The sequence below is a fragment of the Stenotrophomonas sp. YJH_SMC_64 genome (assembly GCF_059371375.1).
The window spans coordinates 162,298-179,664 of record NZ_JCAFUN010000003.1 but is presented as its reverse complement, the minus strand read 5'-3'; the positions used below and the strand labels follow the sequence as shown (position 1 = coordinate 179,664).

Here is a 17,367-nt window from a genome sequence, read left to right as displayed (position 1 = left end):
TTCCCAATCCAATAGCGGCGCAAACGCGCAGCCGTTGAGAAGACCTGCTGGATACGTCATCGCAAACAGCAGCTGGCACGGCTCTACAGAAAGCACACACACCCCAAAAAGAAAAACCCCGCACCAGGCGGGGTTTCTCTCAACGCTTCAACAGCCGCTGGAAATCAATCGATATCCAGGAAGCTGCGCAGCTGCTCCGAGCGGCTCGGGTGACGCAGCTTGCGCAGGGCCTTCGCTTCGATCTGGCGGATGCGCTCGCGGGTCACGTCGAACTGCTTGCCGACCTCTTCCAGCGTGTGGTCGGTGTTCATGTCGATGCCGAAGCGCATGCGCAGTACCTTGGCTTCCCTCGGGGTGAGGCCGGCCAGCACGTCGCGCACGGTTTCAGACAGATTGATGTTGGTGGTGTTCTCGATCGGGGACTCCACGTTGGTGTCCTCGATGAAGTCGCCCAGATGGGAATCCTCGTCGTCGCCGATCGGGGTTTCCATCGAGATCGGCTCCTTGGCGATCTTCATCACCTTGCGGATCTTGTCTTCCGGCATGTCCATTTCCTTGGCCAGCTCCTCCGGCGTAGCCTCGCGGCCGTACTGCTGGAGCATCTGGCGGGAAATGCGGTTCAACTTGTTGATCGTCTCGATCATGTGCACCGGAATACGGATGGTGCGTGCCTGGTCGGCGATCGAGCGGGTGATCGCCTGGCGGATCCACCAGGTGGCGTAGGTCGAGAACTTGTAACCGCGGCGGTACTCGAACTTGTCCACGGCCTTCATCAGGCCGATGTTGCCTTCCTGGATCAGGTCGAGGAACTGCAGGCCACGGTTGGTGTACTTCTTGGCGATGGAGATGACCAGGCGCAGGTTGGCCTCGACCATTTCCTTCTTGGCCTTGCGCGCCTTGGCTTCACCGTAGGCCATGGCACGGCTGATTTCCTTCAGCTCTTCCAGGTCCAGCTGGGTCAGCGTCTCGATGTCGATCGTCGCCTGCTGTTCGGCAATGATCTGGTCCTTCACTTCGCGCAGCGCCGAGGACCACTTCTGCTTGCGCTTCAGCGCGTCTTCCACCCACTCCAGGTTGGTCTGGTTGCCTTCCCAGGAACGGATGAAGTCCTTGCGCGGCATGCGGGCGGTAACGGTCGCCAGGTTCAGCACGCGGCGCTCATGGGCCTTGATCGATGCCATGGTGTCGCGCAGCTGCTTGGTCAGCACGTCGGTCAGCGGCAGCGGCAGCTTCAGGGTGACGAACACCGCCGACATTTCTTCGCGCAGGCGCGGCAGGTTCTTCTTGTCGCCCTTGGTCGCGGCCTTCTTGAAGGCGTTGAAGGCATCGCTCAGCGCCTGCATGCGCGCGGCGACTTCCTCCGGATCCGGACCGGTCGGTGCGGCTTCTTCATCGCCACCGTCGACATCGTCGTCCTCGTCCTCGTCGCCTTCGGCGTCCGCATCGGCGCTGTCATCGGCAGCGACCGCCGGCGGCGCCGGCTCTTCGTCGACCAGGTCGTTGAAGCCGACGATCACTTCGGCCAGGCGCTTCTTGCCTTCCTTGTGGGCTTCGTAGTCGTTCAGCAGCGACTCGACCGAAACCGGGAACTGGCCCAGGGCCGCCTGGACCTGCGAAAGGCCTTCCTCGATGCGCTTGGCGATGGCGATTTCGCCTTCGCGGGTCAGCAGCTCGACGGTGCCCATTTCGCGCATGTACATGCGCACCGGGTCGGTGGTACGGCCACCTTCGGTGTCGAGCGCGCTCAGCGCGGCGGCAGCTTCTTCAGCCGCGGTGTCATCGACTTCGCGGTTGCCGGTGTTGCCATCGTTGAGAAGCAGGGTTTCCACATCCGGCGCAACTTCATGGACATCGATGCCCATGCCGTTGATCATGCCGATGATGTCTTCGATCTGTTCCGGGTCGACCATGTCGTCCGGCAGATGGTCATTGACTTCGGCGTAGGTCAGGTAGCCCTGTTCCAGGCCCTTGCTGATCAGTTGCTTGATTTCGGATTGGGCAGGACGTTCGTTGGCCATGTAGTGCTCGCGCCACCGGCAGGGAGAAATAGGGAACGTAGCATTATACCAGCCCGGGGCCCTGCCTGCCGGGCGGTGGTCCCGCAGGCTCAGGGCCGGAGAAGGAAGGTCACGGGACCGTCATTGACCAGGCTGACGACCATATGGGCACCAAATCGGCCCGTTTCCACCCCTGGCGCGTGATTTTCACGACAGATCTCAACAAAACGGTTGAACCCGCGTTCAGCCTCTTCCGGCGGCGCGGCCGTGGTGAAGCTCGGCCGCATGCCCGAACGGGTGTCGGCGGCCAGGGTGAACTGGCTGACCAGCAGCAGGCCGCCGCCGGTATCGCGCAGCGAGCGGTTCATCTTCCCGGCCTCGTCGGCGAATACCCGGTAGCCCAGCAGGCGCTCGGCCATCCGCCGCAACTGGGCCTCGGTATCGCCCGGCTCCATGCCGACCAGGGCCAACAGGCCAGGGCCGATCTGCCCCACGGCCTCATCGTCGACATGGACGGCGGCCTGGCTGACACGCTGGATCAGGACGAGCATCGTGGGCTTCCAATGAACAGGGCCGGCCACGATAGCAGCGCCCTTGGCTAAACTGGCGCCGATGAATCCGCAACGCAAAGCCCGGCTGGTCTACCGCGCCACCACCCTGTTCGCCCGCCTGCCCTGGCCGCTGCTGCGGGCGTTCGCGCGCGCCCTGGCGTGGGCGTGGATCGCCCTCAATGCCCGTGAGAGCCGCGTCACCCGGCGCAACCTGGAACTGGCCTACCCGGAACTGGATGGCGCCGCGCGCGACCGCCTGCACCGTGATCTGCTGCGCTCCACCGCGCTGCAGGCCATCGAAACCCTGCGGCTGTGGAGCCAGGCGCCGGCCGACAACCTGCGCCTGCACCTGAAGCAGCGCCATGGCGAGGCCCTGTACGACGCCGCCCTGGCCAGCGGCAAGGGCGTGATCGTGGCCGCGCCACACTTCGGCAACTGGGAGCTGCTGAACCAGTGGCTGGCCTCGCGCGGGCAGATCGCCATCGTCTACAAGCCGCCGGAGGACGAGGCCAGCGATGCCTTCCTGCAGCTGGTGCGCGGCGGCCAGAACGTACAGCAAGTGCGCGCCGAAGGCCCGGCCGTGCGCCAGCTGTTCAAGGTGCTCAAGGACGGCGGCGCCACCGGCATCCTGCCCGACCAGCAGCCCAAGGCCGGCGACGGCGTGTTCGTGCCGTTCTTCGGCGTGCAGGCGCTGACCATGACCCTGGTCAACCGGCTGGCCGAACGCACGGGTGCCACCGTGCTCTATGGCTGGTGCGAACGCATCGGGCCGGACATGGAGTTCGCGCTGCACATCGAGCCGACCGACCCGGCCGTGGCCGATCCGGACCCGCTGGTGGCGGCCACCGCCCTCAACGCCGGCATCGAACGCATCGCCCGCCGCGACCCGGCGCAGTACCAGTGGACCTACAAGCGCTATACGCTGCGGCCACCGGGCAGTAGCGAGGAAGACCCGTACGCAACTGAGGAACACCCCCACTGACGGCCGCCTGCGACCACTGGCCGCACCACGTTGAATACGACGCCGGCGCCCCCATAGAGACTGCGATGTCCGCCTCCCCCGGTCCTGCCATGCCTGCTGCTTCTTCCCTGTTCGGCGACCCGGCCGCGATCCGCTGCGAACGCGCGGTGGCCGAACTGCGCGCCGGTCGCCCGGTGCTGCTCCACGATGGCCAGGGCCAGCGCCTGGCGGTGATCGCGCTGGACAGCGCCACGACCAGCAGCTTCGCCGCCTTCGCCGCTGCCGCCCGCGAGCGCCATTACCTGTTCCTGACCGCCACCCGCGCCCGCGTGCTCGGCGTGGAGGCACCACAGGGCGCGCGCCTGCCGCTGAGCGGCGTGGCCTTCGAGGCCCTGCCCTCGCTGGGCTACCTGCGCGAACCCGGGCCGATGCCCGAAAGCTGGAGCGCCGGCGACGCCTTCGATGCCGGCGCGGTGGAGCTTGCCCGCCTGGGTCTGCTGCTGCCAGCGATGGTCGCGGTGCGCCTGGACGTCGATGACCACACTTTCGACGGTGCGGCCGAGGTGGCCCTGTGCGACCTGGCCGAAGGCGCAGCACATGCGGCCCACGACTACGAACTGGTGGCGCGTTCGCCGGTTCCGCTGCGCGACGTCGGCATGACCACCTTTGCAGTCTTCCGCGGCGGCGTGGCGCAGCGCGACCAGGTCGCGATCATCGTCGGCGAGCCGGACCTGTCGGCAGTGGTGCCGGTACGCGTGCATTCTTCGTGCCTGACCGGCGATCTGTTCGGTTCACTCAAGTGCGACTGCGGCGACCAGCTGCGGCGTGGCCTGCGCAAGCTGAAGGACCTGGGTGGTGGCGTGCTGCTGTACCTGGACCAGGAGGGCCGCGGCACCGGCATCGCCGCCAAGATGCGCGCCTATGGCTACCAGCACGACGGCCTGGATACCATCGACGCCGATGCGCAGCTGGGCTTCGGTGCCGACGAGCGGCGCTACGGCAGCGCGGTGGCGATGCTGCGTGGCCTGGGCATTTCGCGCGTGGCGCTGCTCAGCAACAACCCGACCAAGGCACAGCGCCTGCGCAATGCCGGCATCGAAGTGCTGGACTGCATTCCGGTCACCGGCGAGATCACTGCCGAGAACGAGAACTACCTGCGCACCAAGGCCGACCGTGCCGGCCACCTGCTGGATGTCGATGCGTTGATCCAGGCTGCCCAGTAACGCAGCCGACCTGCTACCGTCTGCGCGGTGCGGCCACGGCCGCTACCGCCCGCCCTGCTGCCTGACGGAGCCCGCGTGACCGACGCCACGATTCCTGCACCACCCGCCACCGACTGGCAGTCACTGCCGCAACGCGCAGCCCGCCTGGCCGCACTGGAAGGTGCCTTTGGCGGCCTGTTCGTCCCGGGCCTGCCACTGGCGGCGGCGGCGTGGTTCTTCGATCTGCCCGGTGGCCTGTGGACCGCTGCAGCCGGGCTGCTGATGGGTGTGGCTTTTGGTGCGTGGCTGGGCCGTCGACGCCTGGTCCGCACCCGTTGGCGGCTGGACGCACAGGGCCTGGGCCTGCGCCGCGACCTCATGTGGCAGCTGGAGACGCGCATCCCGCTTTCGCGAGTGCAGCATCTCGATCTGCGCCGGGGCCCGCTGGAGCGCCGTGCCGGCCTGGCCACGCTGATCGTGCACACCGCCGGCACCCGCATGAGCGCGGTGACCGTGAGCGGCCTGGACGAGGCGGATGCCGAGCGCCTGCGCGACACCCTGTCCCACCAGCTCGACCAGGACGCCGACGCCCTGTGAGCCTGCCGCCGCCCCTGCCTGCACCGCCGCCCGCCGGTACCGAGGACCACCGCCTGCACCCGTGGTCGTGGCTGTTCGTGCTGCTGATGCAGCTGCGCCACTACTTCCTGCCACTGGTCGCGCTGCTGGTGTTCGGCCAGCGCGGCGACCGCGATCCGATGTGGGCGCAGCTGATTCCGCTGACGGCAATTGCCGCCCTGGTCCTGGTGTCGGTGCTGCAGTACCTCAGCTACCGCTACCGCATCGGCAGCGATGCGATCACCGTGCGCAGTGGCCTGTTGGCGCGCAACCGCCGCGAGATCCCGTTCGCCCGCATCCACAACGTGGAAGTGCGACAGAACCCGCTGCACCGCCTGTTCGGCGTGGCCGAGCTGCGCCTGGAATCGGCCGGCGGTGTGCGCCCTGAAGCGGAGATGCGGGTGCTGAAGCTGGACCAGGCACTGGCGCTGGAACGGCTGGTCCGCCAGCGCGGGCAGGCGCCGCAGGCCAACGACGCCGTCGATGCACCGCCCATTGCCGACGTCGACAGCGAACGCGTACTGCTGCGACTGTCCAGCTGGGACGTGGTGCGCATGGGACTGCTCTCCAACCGCGGCTGGGCACTGGCAGTCGCCGCGTTCGGCGTCCTGTTCCAGACAGTGCCGCGGCCGGTGATGGACGATGCCATCCAGCGCGGCGGCCGCGAGGCCTTCGGCTATGCCAGCCACCTGCATCCCGGCGTGACCGGCGCGTTGCTGCTAGCGGCGGCGGCCCTGCTGCTGGGATGGCTGGCGCTGCGCGTGCTGTCAGTGGTGCTGACCCTGTTGCGTTACCACGGCTTCACCCTCGTCGAGCAGGACCGCCGCCTGACGGTGTCGGCCGGGATGCTCAGCCGCACCCGCAGCAGCGTGGCACGTCGCCGCATCCAGGCCTGGACGCTGCGCGAAGGCACCCTGCAGCGCTGGTTCGGGCTGCGCCAGCTGCGCATCGACAGTGCCGCCGGTGGCCCTTCGCGTGATGAGGACCGCGCCCTGCGCGAACTGGCGCCGCTGGCAACCCGCGAGCATTGCACGCAATTGGTGCAGCACCTGCTCCCCCAGCTGCACTGGCCACCGGCGCAATGGCAGTCCATCCCGCAACGTGGCTGGTGGCGGCTGTGCCTGGGCGCGCTGCTGCTGGTGCCGCTGCTGGCCGCCGCCGCGTACTGGCGCTGGGGCCCATGGGGCCTGGTCGTGCTGGCCTGGCTGCCGGTCGCGTTGTTGGTCGCACACCGGCAGATGGCACGCATGGGCTGGTATCTGGACGAGCACTATGTGGCCGTGCGCGGCGGCTGGTGGAAACGCTGGTGGCGCTGGGCCGAGCTGGACAAGGTGCAGGGCCTGCGCCTGCAGCGTTCACCGCTGGACAAGGTGCTGGGCACCAGCAGCCTGCAACTGGACACCGCCGGTGCGCATGGCGACGTGGCACTCACCCTGCACCATCTGCCGCAGGCACAGGCACAGCAGGCGATGGATCAACTGGCGGCCACGCTGGCGCGGCGCAAACTGCGCTGGTGATGCGGGGTCGGATCCCGGCCTGAATCAGGTCGTGCCGGCCGCTGGCCGGCAACTGCACATCCCCCGGTTTGCCGGCCAGCGGCCGGCACGACCGAAAGCAGGGTCAGCGAGGCATCATCGCTGCGAGGGGCCCCAATAGCCCAGGTCCCTTCGGATCTGCAGATCGCGCACCCAGCTGCCGAGAGGCTTGCGGCGCAGCGCACCCATTTCACCGGACAGGAAATCCTCGGTGGCCGCGATTACCCGCTCGCTGGACAGGCCGTCGCGGTACGGATGGATGGCATCGGCGTAACGCACGATTTCCGCCTGCAGCGCGGCATCCGGATGCAGCGCGCGCTGCAGCATCGCCGGCAGCTGTGCCGGGTCGTCGAAATCAATCATGTGCGGCTTCGGCACGCGGTTGCGGAAGGTCACCACCGGCTTGTGCTGGACGATGAACTCCGAAACGATCGACGAGGTGTCCGACACCAGCACATCGGCGGCGCGCTGCGCGGCCATCACCTGCTCCGGCTCGATGAAGCGGGCATTGGCACCGGCCAGCGCGCGGTAGCGCTCGAACAGTTCCGGCGGACATTTGGGATGCAGGGTCAGCAGCCAGTAACGTCCACCGGCAGCGATATCGGCGGCGATCTGCGCATGCAGGTGCGGTGCCGCACTCAGCCGCTCGGTGAAGGTGGAACCAAACAGGATCACCGGGCGATCGCCGGCCGGCGCGCGCAGTGCGGCGCTCTCGCCACCGTCATCGCGGAACAGCGGGTCCAGCTTCGGCCAGCCGGTCTCGGCCACCGCGAAATGGCCCTGCTGGGCCGCGATCTCGCGGAACGGTGTGGTGGTGGCCGGCCCCTGCGTGCAGTACAGGTCGAACATGCCGCGCACCCGGAAGTGGCCGCGCGCGCTGTCGCGCTTTTCCACGTTGAAGCCATGGAACAGCTGCACCTTGGCCCCCGAAAGGAAGGTCGGCACCCAATTGGCCGCGCTGAACACCGCCCGCGGGCGCATTGCCAGTGCCTGCTTCAGGCCGACGTTGGCCACCCCCGGCAGGCTGCTGCCGGCCGCGCCGCCTTCTAACCAGGCCGCAACCTCCTGCCCGGACGCGTGCAACGCCTGCGCCAACGGGGCGAGAATAGGCAGCGCATAGCGCTCCGTCGCAAACAACAGGTACCCGGCCATCATGTCCTCCACGACCGCTCCCATCGAACGGCCTCGCATCTCGGCGTGCATTATCGCGTTCAACGAGGCCGGGCGCATCGGCGACTGCCTGGCCTCGCTGGCCTTCTGCGATGAGATCGTGGTGGTGGACTCGCAGTCCACCGATGCGACCGTGGCCATCGCCGAGGCTGCCGGTGCCCGCGTGCTGCAGCGTCGGTTCGAGGGCTTCCGCAGCCAGAAGGCGTTCTGCGTCGAGCAGGCCAGCCACGACTGGGTACTGTGCCTGGATGCCGACGAGCGCATCAGCCCCGAGCTGCGTGCGGCCATCGAACAGGCCCGTGACGGCGGCTTCGCCGGCCACGCCGGCTACCGCTTCGCCCGCCTGTCTGAGTACTTTGGCAGGTTCCTGCGCCACGGCAATGCCTACCCGGACCGGGTGATGCGCCTGTTCGACCGCCGCCAGGGCGGCTGGCGCGGCAAGCGCGAGATCCACGAGGCGGCCAGCGTCGACGGCAGCGTCGGCACCCTGCGCGGCGATCTCATCCACTATCCCTATCGATCGTTGCAGCAGCAGCTGGCCAAGACCGAGAAGTATGCGCGGATGATGGCCGAGCACGAGTTCGCGCGTGGCAAGCGCGCCACGCTGGGCAAGCTGGTGCTGGCGCCGGCCTGGCGGTTCTGGCGTGGCTTCCTGTTCCGCGGCGGCTTCCGCGACGGCTGGCACGGCCTGGTCTATGCCTATGTGCGCGCCAACTACGTACGGCAGAAGACCATCATGCTCTGGATGCTGGGCAACGGCCAGGCGGTGGCCGATCCTCCAGCCCCTGTGGAACGGCCCTGAGCCGGCTGTGTCACACTTGCCGCGCGTTGCCTGAAGATCCCCCATGAAAATCCTGTACACCAACTTCCACTATGGCGACGGTGGCGGCCACACCACGTACATCGTGTCCCTGGCGCGCGCCCTGCATGGCCAGCACACGCTCCATGTCGCAGCCCCCGCCGACAGCCGCCTGCTGCGCACGGTGGCCGAGGAAGGAATCGCCACCCCGCTGCCGATGGCCTTTGGCAGCGGCCTGCCGACCTTGCCACGACAACTGGCCGAACAGCATGCGCTGCGCCTGCTGGTGCGGGACGAGGGCATCGACCTGGTCCACGTCAACGGTGCTCGTGATCACCGCTTCGTGATGCAGGGACTGCTCGGCATGCGCCGCCCGCCGATCATCCTGACCAAGCACAACAGCAAGCCCACCCGTACGCTTGGCAATGCCTTCAGGGCCCGCTGGGCCACCGACCGCGTGATTGCGGTTTCGGCACACACCGGGCGCCTGCTGGAGCAGGGCCCGTACCGGCGCTGCCCGATCGATGTGGTCCGCAACGGCGTCGACCTGGACCGCTTCGCGCCGCTGCCGGTCGACGCCGGCCAGGCAATGCGGCAGCAATGGACGCAGGATCCGGATGCGCTGCTGCTGGTCAGCAACGCCGGCACCGATGACTACAAGGGCTGGATCGACCTTGCGCAGGCCATTGCCCTGCTCCCCGACGCGATCCGGCCGCACGTACACATGGCGGTCGCAGGTCACCTGCCCAACGCGCAGCAACGCGCGCAGGTGCAGGCCCTCGGCGATGTCGCCGCGCAGGTCCACTTCACCGGACTGCTGGCCGATACGCGCCCACTGATCGCCGCCGGCGATGTCGGCTTCGTGCTGTCCAACGACATCGAGACAATTTCCTTCGCCTGCCGCGAAATGATGGCCAGCGCCAGGCCGATGCTGGTCAGCGACTACGCGGGGCTGCCGGAAAACATCGAGCAGGGAGTCGACGGCTGGGTCGTGCCCACCCGCAACGTGGCCGCCATCGCCGCACAGGTGCAGGCGATGTATGAACAACGCCAGGCGCTGACGGCGATGGGCATGGCCGCCCGCCGCCATGCAGAGCGTGAGTTCGGCCTGCAGACCTTCGCCGGGGCGACCCTGGCCAGCTACGAAGCGGTGCTGGCCTCAGCCTGATCTGACCGGCGCGGCTCGGACAGGGCCAGCAGCAGGGCAACCCAGGCGGCATAGAACGAGGCGGTCCGCATGTCACGCAGCATCATTTCGGTAACCCCGAAGACGGCGAATGCCACGCAGATGCTCAACCCTGCCGCGGCATGCAACCGCGACCGTTCGTCGCCACGCCACAGGCGTGGCACGAACACCAGCGCCGGGGCCACGTACACCAGTACCAGGCCAAGTCCCCCCAGCACGCCGTAGGTGGCCAGGAAATACAGCAGGTCGTTGTGGGTCTCGCCGAAATCACGCGCGACCATCGCCGACACCTTTCCCTGTCCGGCAAGTCGTTCCAGTTCCTGGCGGAAGCGGTCGCCACCACCGACACCGAACACCGGCTGCTCGCGGATCATGTAGCCAGCCGCGGTCCACAACTGAAGGCGGATGCAGACCGAGGTATCTGCCAGGTGGTCGGCACTGCAATCGCCATACTCGCTCACGCCCGCATCGATGCGATCGCGCAACGCACCATCATGGGTGGCGACGATGCCGACGCCGGCCGCGAGTACCAGGCCCAGCAGGATCTTCATCCGGCCAAGCCGGCGCCCCATCACCAGCAGGCCGATCAGCAGGAAGCAGGGAATCGCCAGCAGGCCACCGCGGGTCTGCGTCCACAGGAATGCGACCAGGCCAAGGATGCCGGTCAGCAGCTTCAGCGTGGCTTCGATGCGGGTGAAACGGGTTACCGGCAGGCCCAGCGACATCAGGCTCAGCACACCGAACAACAGGGTCAGGTCGCCGTAGGTCACCGCATTGAACTGCTGGGTGGCAGGCCGCACGCCGGTCTCCAGCGCCAACCAGCCAATGATGGCTGCTGCCGACCACACCGCAGGCAGGGTGCCCAGCATCGCCCGCGCAAGGATCCTGCGCGGCACCCGCAGCGCGGCGAACAGGATCAGCAGCATCGACAACAGGCGTGCGGCCTTTTCGACCTCCGATCCCTTCCAGATGCCATGCACGCCCAGGCTGATCAGCACGCCGACCAGCATCACGCCCATGCCGATGCCCATCCATGCATAGCGCCGGGCGGAACCGGGCAGCAGGCGCGGAGCGGCCGAGGGCACCAGCAGCAGGACGATCGACAGCAGGATCGCCAGGTAGAACCCCGCGCTGCCGCCCTCCATGGTGATCATCAGCAGCGTCGGCAACGCCCCCAGCACCACGGCGTAGGCGCCGGCCAGGAAGCCCGTCGTGCGGGAAGTAGGCAAGGAAAGCGGGGTCACGTGGTGCGGTCGGCAGGTCGATGGCGATAGACCGGCGCGGTGCCGGGAGCGGCCCTCATTCTAGGACAGAGCAGGCCGCTGGTTGAGGCAGACTGGCCATGTCCGCCGCTCATTCGTTCAGTCCGCATCCGGTGGCCCCTGCAGCCGGTACTCGCGCTCGAGCTCCTTCAGGTCAGGCACGCAGGCCCCGGACACCGCCCCGGCGGGAACCAGCCACCAGCGACGGCGGTTGGATATGCCGGCCATCTGCGCCTGCGAACGATCAATGCACTCCTGCATGGCATCGTCATTCACCAGCAACCAGCGATGCCGGGGGGACAAGCGCTGCCAGCGCACGGCCGCCTGCAGCTGTTCATGCCAGCGGTTCTCGAATCCAAAGGTCGCCGCGCGGCGGTCCGCCATCAGCAGATTCTGTTCCTTCCAGGCCACCAGCCCCAGTTCCGCGCCGGGCCCGAGACGCGCGCCGACGTCACGCATCAGACCACGCGCAGAGCTTGAATCATTCAGCAACGGGTAGCCGAACAGGCCGTAAAGCACCCAGGCCACGGCCAGGGTCGATAGCAGCGCCACATGGCTTCGACGCCAGCCGGTCACCACCAGGCTCAAGCCACCCCAGAGCCCCATCGCCAGGATCGTCCACGCCAGTGCATCGGTCGCGCCCGGCGTCAATCCGCGTCCATGGGCAAGGTTCACCTCGAAGCGCGGATCACCCAGCAACGCGAGCGCCCCGACCAGGCTCAATCCCAGTGCCAGCAACGCGGCAAACCCTCCCAGCACGCGCTGCACATCGCGCCGCTTCAGCAGCCCGGGCAGCAGCGGCGCCAGCGCCAGGCAGAACATCGGCAGCGCCGGCAGGATGTAGACATCACGCTTGCCCTGGGGAATCGAGAAGAACAGCACGACCAGCAACCACCACGCCAGCGGCAGCAGGTAGCGTGGATCGCGGCGGCACAGGCGCCGCCGCCACGCCGGGATCGCCCATGGCAGCGCCAGGAACGCGGGTATCCACATCGTTGGCATGACGCCGAAGAAGTACCACCACGGCTGGTGATGGTCCCAGGACTGCGTGTAGCGGCGGGCCGTCTGCCGCACCAGGATGTCGTTGATGTAGCCGCGGTACTCGTCCGATCCGGTGCCCAGCGCGGCCAGCAGCATCGGCGCCAGCCACAGCGATATCGCCAGCAGGAAGGCCAGCGGTGCCAGCCAGAAGCGGCCATCGCGCGCGTGCAGGGAAACACGGGGCCACTGCAGGGCTGCAGCGATGGCCGCCGGCACGATCATCAGCAGCGCCAGCATGCCCACGCCCTTGGTGATCACCCCGATACCGGCAAAGAACCAGCCCAGCCACCACCAGCGCCAGGCCGGGCCCAGCAGCAGGTGGCGCAGCAGGCCATAGTTGGCCAGGGTGATGAACAGCACCAGCAGCGGATCGATCTGCGCCTTCTTCGCCTGGAAGGTGAACTGCAGCGCGAACAGCAGTGCCCACCCCGCGCAGAGCCCGACCTGCCGCGTCCACAGCCGGCGCCCCAGATCGACCACGCACCACAGCGTGCCCAATGCGGCCAGCAGCGAGGGCAGCAGGAAGGCCACGCGCCAGTGGCCAACCAGGCCATACAGCGAGGCCTGCCACCACATCAGCATCGGCGGCTTGTCCGAATACAGCTCGGTACCGCGATGCGGGAACAACCAGTAACCGCTGTCGACCATCTGCCTGGCCACCAGCGCGAAGCGTGGTTCGTCAGAGGGCCACGGATCGCGGAGACCGAGCCCGGCCCCCAGCACCAGCAGGGCCACCACCACGAACAACCACGTCTGGCGCGACGCGTGGGTCTTCAGCATGGGACTCGAAACGGCAGCGGGGGTCAGGCTGCTTTTATCAGACGCGCGTAGAAGAAACCGTCAGCATCGTTGTCACCAGGCAGTCGCTGGCGTGCCACGCCTTCGCAATCCACGCCGAACGCATCGCCCAGCGGCTGCGCCACCGCGTTCGGATGCCACTTCAGGAACGCACGCACCTGATCGATGTTCTCGGCGCGCAGGATCGAACAGGTGGCGTACAGCAGCACGCCGCCCGGGCGCAGCATCGACCAGCAGGCTTCCAGCAGGCGCGCCTGCACGCCCACCAGTGCATCGACGTCCTCGGCGCGACGGTGGAACATCACATCCGGCTGGCGGCGGATCACGCCCGTGGCCGAACATGGCGCATCCAGCAGGATCGCGTCGAACGGCACGCCGTCCCACCACGAACCGGGATCGCTGGCATCGGCGACCAGGGTCTGCGCATGCTCGCCCACACCGGTGCGGGTGTAAGTGTCACGTGCCCGGGCCAGACGGCGCGCGTCGATATCCAGCGCCAGCAGGCGCAGGCTCGGGTCACGCTCCAGCAGATGCGCCGATTTGCCGCCGGGTGCCGCGCAGGCATCCAGCACGCGGGCACCGGTCGCGGGTGCCAGCGCATCGGCCGCGCATTGCGCCGACAGGTCCTGCACCGACAGTGCACCATCGCCGAAGCCCGGCAGCTGGTTCACGGCAACGGGGGTCGCCAGGCGCAACGCATCGGCGCACAGTGCAGTGGCTTCAGCGGCAATGCCGGCCTCGGCCAGCGTCGCCAGGGCCTTGTCGCGACCGCCGTGCTGGCGGTTGGCACGCAGCCACAAGGGCGCGGGTTGCAGGCTGGCGCTGAAGATCGCTTCGGCCTGCGCCGGCCAGTCGCGTTCGATCGCATCAGCCAACCATTCCGGGAAGGCGTCGCGCGCAGGCTGCTCGGGGAACCCCTCGCGCTGGGCGCGGCGCAGGATCGCGTTGACCAGGCCTGCCTGGCGCTCACGGCCCAGCGCGCGCGCCGCATCGACCGTAGCCGAAAGCGCTGCGTGCGCAGGCAGTTCGAGCACGTCCAGCTGGGCGAAACCGACCATCAGCAGCGTGCGCAGGTCGGCATCGCGCGCCGACAGCGGCTTCTGCATCCAGGCCTGCAAGGCCGCGTCATAGGTGCTGCGACGGCGCAGCACAGCGAAACACAGGGCTTCCAGCAGCGCGCGGTCGCGGCTGTCGGCCAGCTTCGGCAGCGCCCAGGCCAGTTCGGCCTTCAGCGAACGGCCACGGGTGAACACCTGTGCCAGCACGCGTGCGGCCAGCATGCGCGTGGCCGCGCCCGGTGCCGCCTTGGCGACGGAGAAATCGTTCTGCTTGGACACCGCTTATGCCCCCACGCGCAGGTCGCGGCGAGCGTTGAGGTAATCGGCAGCGGTGATCGCCTTGCCGCCTTCACGCTGCAGCACGCGCAGGCGCAGCGCGCCCTGGCCACAGGCAATGTCGATGCCGTCGCGGCCGGCGGCCAGCACGGTGCCCGGCGCCTGGCCGTGGTCTGCCTCCAGTGCCACCGCACCATGGATGCGCACGCGTTCGCCAGCCAGCGTTGCCTCGGCGATCGGCCACGGATTGAACGCGCGCACGGTACGCGCCAGCGCGTCGGCGTCCTGCGCCCAGTCCAGCCTGGCTTCGGCCTTGTCCAGCTTGTGCGCGTACGTCACGCCCTGTTCCGGCTGCGGTCGCGCGATCGGCTTGATGCCCGCGCGCAGCAGGCCCAGGCCATCAGACAACACCTGGGCACCAAGCTCGGCCAGCTTGTCGTGCAGCTGGCCGCCGGTATCGGTGGCGGCGATCGGCAGCTCCTGGTGCAGCAGCACCGGGCCGGTATCCAGGCCAGCCTCCATCTGCATCAGGCACACCCCGGTCTTCGCGTCACCAGCCTGGATCGCACGCTGGATCGGCGCAGCGCCGCGCCAGCGCGGCAGCAGCGAGGCATGCACGTTCCAGCAACCATGGGTCGGGATGGCCAGTACTGCCTTGGGCAGGATCAGGCCATAGGCCACCACCACCATCAGGTCCGGCTGCAGGTCGCGCAACTGCTGCTGGGCGGCCGCGTCCTTCAGCGACTCCGGCTGGTAGACCGGAATGCCACGGGCCACGGCTTCGAGCTTGACCGGCGAAGGCGCCAGGCCACGGCCTCGGCCGGCCGGGCGATCAGGCTGGGTATAGACGGCCACGACCTCATGGTGGCGCGCAGCCGCGCGCAGCGACGACACCGCGAATTCCGGCGTACCGGCAAAGACAATCCTCATGGCTACCCCACTTGCAGGATGGATTCGTGCAGGAAAGAAAACGGCGCCGTCGGCCGGCGCCGTAGAGCCCGCGCGAGCCGCGCAGGCACGGGCCACCCGAAGGGTGGCCCGGATTGGCGATCACGCCACGTGCTTGCGCTGCTTGGCCAGCTTCTTGCGCACCATCTCGCGCTTGAGCGGCGACAGATAGTCGATGAACAGCTTGCCGTCCAGGTGATCCATCTCGTGCTGGATGCAGGTGGCCAGCACGTCACCAGCCTCCATCTGCTGTTCCTGGCCGTTGCGGTCCAGGTACTTCACGGTGATGGTGTCGGCACGGGTCACGTCGGCGAAGATGCCCGGAACCGACAGGCAGCCCTCCTGGTACACCCGGCCCCCGTCCTTGGCGACGATTTCCGGATTGATGAACACATGCGGTTCATTCTTTTCTTCGCTGACGTCGATGACCATGAAGCGCTTGTGCACGTCCACCTGGGTGGCGGCCAGGCCGATGCCCGGGGCGTCGTACATGGTCAGGAACATGTTGTCGATCAGTTCCTGGAAGGCCGGCGTGGTGACTTCGGCAGCTTCGATCAACGCGGCCTTGGTACGCAGGCGCGGATCGGGGAACTCGAGAATGGGGAGAAGGGCCATGGCTGTTTCCGGATAGGGGGCCGGCACGCCGGCATACGTCGCAGATTCTAGCTCCAACGCTTGCCTTGCGCCCCGGTTTCTGGACTATAGTGCGCGGACCTGTTGGGGAATCAGGGCTTCACACCTATGTTGCTTCGTTTTCGTACGGTCGTCGCCGCGGCGATGCTGACCGTGGCTGCCTATGCTACCGCCGTGGAAGTGAATGGCGGGCACCCGGACACCTATGTGGTCCGAAAAGGGGATACGTTGTGGGATATCGCCGCACGTTTCCTGCAGAAGCCGTGGCTGTGGCCGGAGATCTGGCAGGCCAATCCGCAGATCGCCAATCCGCACCTGATCTATCCCGGTGACGTCCTGAGCCTGGCCTACCTGGACCGGGTAACCGTGGCGGCCCGGCCCGGCCCACGCCAGGAGGCCCCGATCGACGCCATTCCGCTGGCCCAGGTCGAGCCGTTCCTGAAGCAGCTGAGCGTGGTCGACAGCATCGAGCAGCTGCCCTACGTGGCCGGCCTGGAAGAGGAACGCCTGCGTGCCACCAGCGGCCACGCCGTCTATGTGCGCCTGGCTGACGCCCAGGTAGGCCAGCGCTGGGCGGTTGTCCGCCCGACCGTGCGCTACGCCCAGCCCAAGCCGACCGAGGACCTGACCGCCAACGGCGACGTCACCCCGGGCAGCGGCAACCTGTGGCGCGCCTACAGCGCACCCAACCACCGCCGCGGCGTGCTCGGCTATGAGCTGGCCCAGGTCGCCACCGGCACCATCACCCATGTCGCCGGAGGCAAGGTCGAGGCGTCCACCCTGGTGCTGGACAAGAACGAAGGCGGCCGTGAGGTGCGTGCCGGCGACCGCCTGGTGCCGATCGAGGCCAGGCCGTACGACCTGCAGTTCGTGCCCCATGTCCCCGCCGCAGGCGTCGAGGGCGTCGACGTACGCGTGCTGGCCGTCACCGACATGTTCACCGCCGGCGGCCCCCGCGACGTGATCGCGATCTCGGCTGGTCGCACGCAGGGCGTGGACAATGGAACCGTGTTCTCGCTGTGGCGCCCGGGCCGCCATGTGGCGCACCGCATGAAGTACCCGAACTCGTCGCGCACGGACGATTCGCTCAGCACCGGCGCCGGCCGGGTCTCGCTGCCGGACGAGTACGCGGCGCATGCCATGGTGTTCCGCACCTTCGACAATGTCAGCTACGCGCTGGTGATGCAGGGCGTGAAGCCGGTGCGCGTGGGGTACAACGCGCTGCACCCGGATGCGCGGTAGAGTCGACTGTTGGTCGACTGCTCTTCACCGCCCCCCCGAAAGCGCCCGCGCTGCGCGCGGTAGTCGACTGACAGTCGACTCTACAGGGGCGGT

Annotated in this window: 15 protein-coding genes; 7 read left to right on the top strand and 8 right to left on the bottom strand. The window is 68.0% G+C overall.

Annotated features, from left to right (window positions below; all coding sequences use genetic code 11):
• Positions 1-164 precede the first annotated feature (164 nt).
• Together rpoD and dtd are read right to left on the bottom strand one after the other, a co-directional pair.
• On the bottom strand, positions 165-2,018 hold the full coding sequence (rpoD, locus tag AC5P9L_RS04085; RefSeq protein WP_005411179.1) for an RNA polymerase sigma factor RpoD: 1,854 nt from the start codon (positions 2,016-2,018) through the stop codon (positions 165-167).
• 89 nt (positions 2,019-2,107) lie between these two features.
• Positions 2,108-2,548: a D-aminoacyl-tRNA deacylase gene (dtd, locus tag AC5P9L_RS04080; protein WP_005411180.1), complete on the bottom strand. Its 441-nt coding sequence runs from the start codon at positions 2,546-2,548 to the stop codon at positions 2,108-2,110.
• Positions 2,549-2,609: 61 nt separating this feature from the next.
• Between dtd and AC5P9L_RS04075 the strand changes: the two genes are divergently transcribed.
• The 4 genes from AC5P9L_RS04075 (at position 2,610) to AC5P9L_RS04060 (ending at position 6,843) form a co-directional block, all read left to right on the top strand.
• A complete protein-coding gene (locus tag AC5P9L_RS04075; RefSeq protein WP_005411181.1) occupies positions 2,610-3,530 on the top strand; it encodes a lauroyl acyltransferase in 921 nt (306 codons plus the stop codon).
• 65 nt (positions 3,531-3,595) lie between these two features.
• Entirely contained in the window at positions 3,596-4,732 is a 1,137-nt protein-coding gene (ribA, locus tag AC5P9L_RS04070) for a GTP cyclohydrolase II RibA (protein WP_033834003.1), read from the top strand.
• A gap of 75 nt (positions 4,733-4,807) precedes the next feature.
• On the top strand, positions 4,808-5,308 hold the full coding sequence (locus AC5P9L_RS04065; RefSeq protein WP_005411183.1) for a PH domain-containing protein: 501 nt from the start codon (positions 4,808-4,810) through the stop codon (positions 5,306-5,308).
• A complete protein-coding gene (locus tag AC5P9L_RS04060) occupies positions 5,305-6,843 on the top strand; it encodes a PH domain-containing protein (RefSeq protein WP_165711080.1) in 1,539 nt (512 codons plus the stop codon). Before AC5P9L_RS04065 ends, AC5P9L_RS04060 begins: the two co-directional genes overlap by 4 nt.
• A gap of 114 nt (positions 6,844-6,957) precedes the next feature.
• On the opposite strand, the gene AC5P9L_RS04055 is transcribed toward AC5P9L_RS04060, so the two are convergent.
• A complete protein-coding gene (locus tag AC5P9L_RS04055) occupies positions 6,958-8,016 on the bottom strand; it encodes a CDP-glycerol glycerophosphotransferase family protein (RefSeq protein WP_088431972.1) in 1,059 nt (352 codons plus the stop codon).
• On the opposite strand from AC5P9L_RS04055, the gene AC5P9L_RS04050 reads away from it, so the two are divergent.
• Together AC5P9L_RS04050 and AC5P9L_RS04045 are read left to right on the top strand one after the other, a co-directional pair.
• Complete coding sequence (locus AC5P9L_RS04050) at positions 8,015-8,833, top strand: glycosyltransferase family 2 protein (protein ID WP_005414597.1); 819 nt, start codon at positions 8,015-8,017, stop codon at positions 8,831-8,833. The genes AC5P9L_RS04055 and AC5P9L_RS04050 overlap by 2 nt on opposite strands.
• Before the next feature lie 43 nt (positions 8,834-8,876).
• Positions 8,877-9,998 carry a glycosyltransferase family 4 protein gene (locus AC5P9L_RS04045; protein WP_133050275.1) on the top strand — a complete coding sequence of 374 codons (1,122 nt, stop codon included), beginning with the start codon at positions 8,877-8,879 and terminating at the stop codon, positions 9,996-9,998.
• Here AC5P9L_RS04045 and AC5P9L_RS04040 read toward each other — a convergent pair.
• The 5 genes from AC5P9L_RS04040 to def all read right to left on the bottom strand — a co-directional run bounded on the left by AC5P9L_RS04040 (position 9,971) and on the right by def (position 16,014).
• Positions 9,971-11,245, bottom strand: a complete 1,275-nt coding sequence (locus AC5P9L_RS04040; protein ID WP_199801545.1) for an O-antigen ligase family protein — start codon at positions 11,243-11,245, stop codon at positions 9,971-9,973. The genes AC5P9L_RS04045 and AC5P9L_RS04040 overlap by 28 nt on opposite strands.
• A 132-nt stretch (positions 11,246-11,377) precedes the next feature.
• Entirely contained in the window at positions 11,378-13,099 is a 1,722-nt protein-coding gene (locus AC5P9L_RS04035; RefSeq protein WP_133050274.1) for an ArnT family glycosyltransferase, read from the bottom strand.
• Positions 13,100-13,122: 23 nt separating this feature from the next.
• Positions 13,123-14,454, bottom strand: coding sequence for a 16S rRNA (cytosine(967)-C(5))-methyltransferase RsmB (gene rsmB / locus AC5P9L_RS04030; protein WP_133050273.1), 1,332 nt, complete (start codon positions 14,452-14,454; stop codon positions 13,123-13,125).
• 3 nt (positions 14,455-14,457) lie between these two features.
• Complete coding sequence (gene fmt, locus AC5P9L_RS04025; RefSeq protein ID WP_024957899.1) at positions 14,458-15,381, bottom strand: methionyl-tRNA formyltransferase; 924 nt, start codon at positions 15,379-15,381, stop codon at positions 14,458-14,460.
• A gap of 120 nt (positions 15,382-15,501) precedes the next feature.
• Positions 15,502-16,014: a peptide deformylase gene (gene def / locus AC5P9L_RS04020; RefSeq protein WP_005411192.1), complete on the bottom strand. Its 513-nt coding sequence runs from the start codon at positions 16,012-16,014 to the stop codon at positions 15,502-15,504.
• Between the two features lie 126 nt (positions 16,015-16,140).
• Here def and AC5P9L_RS04015 point away from each other — a divergent pair, with 126 nt between their 5' ends.
• A complete protein-coding gene (locus AC5P9L_RS04015) occupies positions 16,141-17,274 on the top strand; it encodes a LysM peptidoglycan-binding domain-containing protein (protein WP_005414604.1) in 1,134 nt (377 codons plus the stop codon).
• The last annotated feature ends 93 nt before the right edge of the window (positions 17,275-17,367 follow it).

Bases quoted from the DNA above. Each gene is read 5' to 3' on its own strand.
- rpoD (WP_005411179.1), bottom strand. From the start codon at position 2,018: ATGGCCAACGAACGTCCTGCCCAATCCGAAATCAAGCAACTGATCAGC.
- dtd (WP_005411180.1), bottom strand. From the start codon at position 2,548: ATGCTCGTCCTGATCCAGCGTGTCAGCCAGGCCGCCGTCCATGTCGAC.
- AC5P9L_RS04075 (WP_005411181.1), top strand. From the start codon at position 2,610: ATGAATCCGCAACGCAAAGCCCGGCTGGTCTACCGCGCCACCACCCTG.
- ribA (WP_033834003.1), top strand. From the start codon at position 3,596: ATGTCCGCCTCCCCCGGTCCTGCCATGCCTGCTGCTTCTTCCCTGTTC.
- AC5P9L_RS04050 (WP_005414597.1), top strand. From the start codon at position 8,015: ATGTCCTCCACGACCGCTCCCATCGAACGGCCTCGCATCTCGGCGTGC.
- AC5P9L_RS04055 (WP_088431972.1), bottom strand. From the start codon at position 8,016: ATGATGGCCGGGTACCTGTTGTTTGCGACGGAGCGCTATGCGCTGCCT.
- AC5P9L_RS04045 (WP_133050275.1), top strand. From the start codon at position 8,877: ATGAAAATCCTGTACACCAACTTCCACTATGGCGACGGTGGCGGCCAC.
- AC5P9L_RS04035 (WP_133050274.1), bottom strand. From the start codon at position 13,099: ATGCTGAAGACCCACGCGTCGCGCCAGACGTGGTTGTTCGTGGTGGTG.
- fmt (WP_024957899.1), bottom strand. From the start codon at position 15,381: ATGAGGATTGTCTTTGCCGGTACGCCGGAATTCGCGGTGTCGTCGCTG.
- def (WP_005411192.1), bottom strand. From the start codon at position 16,014: ATGGCCCTTCTCCCCATTCTCGAGTTCCCCGATCCGCGCCTGCGTACC.
- AC5P9L_RS04015 (WP_005414604.1), top strand. From the start codon at position 16,141: ATGTTGCTTCGTTTTCGTACGGTCGTCGCCGCGGCGATGCTGACCGTG.